Source organism: Alcaligenes sp. Me129, from assembly GCF_050487245.1.
GTDB lineage: Bacteria > Pseudomonadota > Gammaproteobacteria > Burkholderiales > Burkholderiaceae_B > Alcaligenes > Alcaligenes phenolicus.
Genome location: NZ_JBKQGX010000036.1, coordinates 1 through 4,422 on the forward strand (window position 1 = coordinate 1; position 4,422 = coordinate 4,422).

A 4,422-nucleotide genomic window follows, 5' to 3' on the forward strand; every position below is an offset into this window, starting at 1 on the left:
CCACCCGCCACCCGCCACCCGCTCTGGCTGGCTCGGCGATTAGTAGCAAGCAGGGTTTGGAGGTGAGTAGTCAGCTCCTCCTGAGTCTGGTGTGGGGGCGGCAGGCCCTGGAGAAGGGGAAGCATCACCTGATCCTTGAGCAGGGCCATCCCATGATGGCAGACGGCCATCCCCGTCCGTTGATGGCGGTTCTGCTAGCTCCAGGTCTGTGGACCAGCCTGTTTGGGAAACTGGCAAGGCAAGCTCGTTTTCAGTCTGCTGGGCATAGACGACCCGACCGTCAGCCAAGTCATCCCACTGCACGGCATCGGACTGCATGGGGTGTCTGATTTCCAGGCGTAGCCAGACCGCTGCCGAACCTGAAGGGCCAGGCATGCTGGCGGCAAGCTTGGGTAGCAGGCGAAGCAAGGAAAGAGGGCCCGGCTTATGGGCATAGAGCAGGTACAAGTGCAATGTGTTGGCCTGGTAGATGCTGGGGCCGCCGTGGCTGGCTTGATCCGCCTGTTGTGCCTGCCAGCCCTGGGTAATGCTTGTACGCCCCTCATGAAGCCGGGAAGGCCTGCCATGCAGCATAAAAGCCTGTGGTGAGGGCGACAGGATCTGGATCTGCCACTGATCGTGTAGCGGCACTTTGGCAGCGGCCAGTGTTTGGCTGAATGCCGAGGCAATGGTTTCAGGTCGGGCATGCTGCACGCTGGCTTGGCGAGCGGCATGCAAGAGACCGTGTTGCAGGCGTACGCGCAAGGAGTACAGCGTCAGCACGTCCAGCACCAGCCAGCTCAGCAGGATGATTGCAAGCAGGGCTCCCATGATGTGAGCGCCAGCCAAACCAGATTGAGGATGGGGTGAGGAAAAAGAATCAGCCATGATGTTGCCATCATGGCTGAGTGTCTTTTAGCTTGGTAGAAGGACTTGTGCGGGTGTAGTCCTTCGTAGCGGTTTCTGCTTAGTGCAGGGTATCGTCACCAGGCTGGGTATCGCCCTTGTCGACAAACAGGGACGCGCAGTCAATTGCATCGTACTGATAGGGCTTGCCGCAGAAGTTGCAGGACACATTGATGGTGTCTTGTTCTGCCAGCATTTGCTCGATTTCTGCCCGGCCCAGCATGCGCAGCATATTGCTGACGCGTTGACGGGAACAGGGGCAATGCCAGCGCACGGACTGAGGTTCAAAGACTTGTAGGTCTTCTTCCCAGAACAGGCGATGAATCAAGGTGTCGCTATCGAGTTGCAGCAATTCTTGTGTCTGGACGGTGGAGCCCAGCGCCAGGGCGCGTTCCCAGGTGTCCAGGTTTTGCGCCAGGCTGTGGCCGCCTTGGGGCGGGATACGTTGCAGCAACAGCCCTGCACAACGGTTTTCGTCGGCGGCCAGCCACAGGTGGGTATCCAATTGCTCGGAGGTGCGCATATAGGTTTGCAGAACCTCGGCAACGGTCTCGCCTTCCAGAGGCACCACGCCTTGGTAGGGGCGGAAATCCTTGCTGCTTTGACGCGGGGCCAGTACTACGGTGAAGCGACCTTGGCCTTGCGGGTTCAGCAGGGTTTGCAAGGTGCCAGTTTGGGGCACGGGATGGTTCTCACGCAGCGACACCGTTGCGCGTATGTCCATGTCCGATGTGCATTCCACCACCAGCAAGGCGATCGGGCCGTCGCCCTGGATTTGCAAAATCAGGGAGCCGTCAAACTTGAGGTTGCCCGCCAGCAGTACCGAAGCGGCTACCAGCTCGCCCAGCAAGTCGCGGATGCAGGCAGGATAGTGCTGGTGTTCCAGACCCATTTGCCAGGCTTGCTCAAGATGAACAATCTGGGCTCGTGTGCTTTGGTCGGCGAACAAGTATTTTTTTAAAATGTCAGTCATGACTTTGCTGTACTACTAAAAAATGAAGAGGCAGCCTGCCTGCTCAGGTGGCTGCCGAAGTAACACGGGTAGGGCGCGCATCGATCAGGCGAGTCTTGCTAAGACGGTCGTGCAGGAACTGCTGGTCTTTGTCGAACCAGGTCCAGATGAAGTTCAGAAAAGGCGTAAACACGATAAGCAGGTCCGTGGACGCATAGCCTGTGTAGCCAGACAGAAGCTGAACCAGCAAAGCTCCCAGCAAGGGCAGGGGCCATAGCAGAATATAACGCAGCAGCAGGGTACGCAGGGCAGGAATCTGACCTTGCTCGTCTACCAGTCGCATATGCCAGGTTTTCATGGGCAGGGTCTGGCCCACTTTGCGCCAGCACAGCACGAAATAAATCCCCAGCGCAATAAATAAAACGACCTGACGCACATGACGCAGATCCAGGCCGCTACGGCTTTGGGTCAAGGTGTCAAACAGATAGCCGGTGGTGAAAATAACGCCAAATAGCAGGATGGATTCATACATCATGCAGGCAAAGCGTCGCCAGCGGCCAGGAGTAGTGAAAGTGGGTGTCATGGTGCGTCTTGAGGCAGGGGAGACTGCCATTATCGCGTATATCGCTGCCTAACGGAATGCTGCCGGTTCGGGGCTGGAACAGAAGGCATGGAGTCGGGCGGGCCCCAGAAGGGTAGAAAAGTAATCAAGATATGGGGGGCTTGTCTCAATAAACAAGGGCCAAGCCATTTTCATGGACTTGGCCCTTGTTGCCTTGTACAAGACGGCTTGACGCTTATTCGGCGCTGGCTGAGTCTTCGCTGGCGTCCGAGGCTGTCTCGTTATTGCGATAACTGGCCGGAACCATGTCAAAGCAGAACAGACGGCAATCCAGAGCACCGTTGTACAGCGGGTAACGACGCTTGGGCTTGAGGCGCATATGACGTGGCAGCTCCAGGTCGCTGCTGATCATGTTCACGCTCCAGTTGGCGAAGTTTTGCTTGAGGTTGCTGGCCCAGTTTGGCCAGAAGTCCTCGTCCTGATGTTCCAGGCGCTCGCCGTAAGGAGGATTGGTGACAATCCAGCCGGCTTCCGTTTCTGGACGAATCTTCAGGGCATCGCCTTGCTCGAAGCGAATCGTCTCCAGCGTCAGGTGCGAGCGTTCCAGGTTGGAACGGGCTGCATCCAGAACGGTGGAGTTGATGTCGTAGCCAATCAATGGAGTATCCAGACGAGGTGCGATCATGGAGCGCGCTTCGTCTTTGATATCACGCCACAAGCGCTGGTCGTGGCAGCGCAGACGCTCGAAGTGGAAGGGGCGCCAGATGCCGGGAGGCGCTCCCAAAGCCATCCAGGCGGCTTCGATCAGAATCGTGCCACTACCGCAGAAGGGGTCGATCAAAGGCTTGCTGGGGTCCCAGCCAGACAGGGCCAGCAGGCCCGCTGCCAGGTTTTCACGCAAAGGCGCATCGCCCTTGTCGTGACGCCAGCCGCGCTTGAACAGGGACTCGCCACTGGTATCCAGGTAGAAGGTGGCACTGGTCTCGTCCAGGAACAAATGCACCTTGGCATCCGGGCGTACGGTATCGATGGAAGGACGTGCGCCTTCCAGATCACGCAGGCGGTCACAAATCCCGTCTTTGGCGCGCAGATTGCAGTACTGCAAGCTTTGCATGGGGCTGCGTACGGCCGAGGTGTCGACACGCAGTGTCTGCTCGGGGCCAAACCAGCGTTCCCAGGGAGTCACCCGAGCCAGGGCCAGAATGTCCTCTTCGTTGGTGACAGGAGCGTGCGAGACTTCCAGCAAAATGCGTGTCGCCAGTCGCGAGGACAGGTTGGCACGCATGACACCGATCCAGTCCGCATCAAAATGGCAGCCCGCACGGCCGGTTTGAACGTTCTCGTAGCCTAGTGCTTGCAGTTCCAGCGACAGCGCTTCTTCCAGCCCTTGTGGGCAGGGAGCAAACAGACGGTAGCGTTCCCCTTGCAGAGCCTTGACCTGGACGCGCTCGTTTTGCTCGATATTGCTATCGGGCAGGCGCTGACCGGGCTTGGGGGCCTGGGGGCTGTCTACACGCTGAATAGGCGAGACATATTGAGGAAAGGCATCGGAGTCACCGGCCGGGCTAAACAGCTTGCTGGGCATTTTGCCGGCAGGGGTACGCTCCGAAGATTCCTTGTCGCCCTTGAAGGCTGGACGCTCGCGGCGTTCACCCGAGAAATTGCGGCGCTCGCCTGTTTGAGGGCGGCTGTCGCGGTCACGATTGAATGCAGGGCGTTCACGACGCTCACCGGAGAACTCACGACGCTCGCCAGACTGAGGGCGGCTGTCGCGGTCACGATTGAATGCAGGGCGTTCACGACGCTCACCGGAGAACTCACGACGCTCGCCAGACTGAGGGCGGCTGTCTCGGTCACGGTTGAATGCAGGACGTTCACGACGCTCATCGGAGAATTCACGACGTTCGCCCGATTGCGGACGGCTGTCACGGTCATGGTTGAATGCGGGACGCTCACGGCGTTCACCGGAGAATTCACGACGTTCACCCGATTGCGGACGGCTGTCACGATCGCGGTTGAATGC

At 58.6% G+C, this 4,422-nt stretch carries 4 protein-coding genes; all 4 read right to left on the reverse strand.

The features are described 5' to 3' along the window. Positions 1 to 39: 39 nt before the first annotated feature. Complete coding sequence (locus tag ACLPGZ_RS19530) at positions 40 to 867, reverse strand: hypothetical protein (RefSeq protein ID WP_239054487.1); 828 nt, start codon at positions 865 to 867, stop codon at positions 40 to 42. Between the two features lie 79 nt (positions 868 to 946). After that, complete coding sequence (gene hslO, locus ACLPGZ_RS19535) at positions 947 to 1,858, reverse strand: Hsp33 family molecular chaperone HslO (protein WP_009456504.1); 912 nt, start codon at positions 1,856 to 1,858, stop codon at positions 947 to 949. Between the two features lie 43 nt (positions 1,859 to 1,901). Then, positions 1,902 to 2,420: an RDD family protein gene (locus tag ACLPGZ_RS19540; protein ID WP_026483072.1), complete on the reverse strand. Its 519-nt coding sequence runs from the start codon at positions 2,418 to 2,420 to the stop codon at positions 1,902 to 1,904. A 214-nt stretch (positions 2,421 to 2,634) separates the two neighbouring features. Further along, positions 2,635 to 4,422 (reverse strand): THUMP domain-containing class I SAM-dependent RNA methyltransferase (locus ACLPGZ_RS19545; protein WP_429641891.1); only part of this gene is annotated, 1,788 nt, incomplete at its 5' end.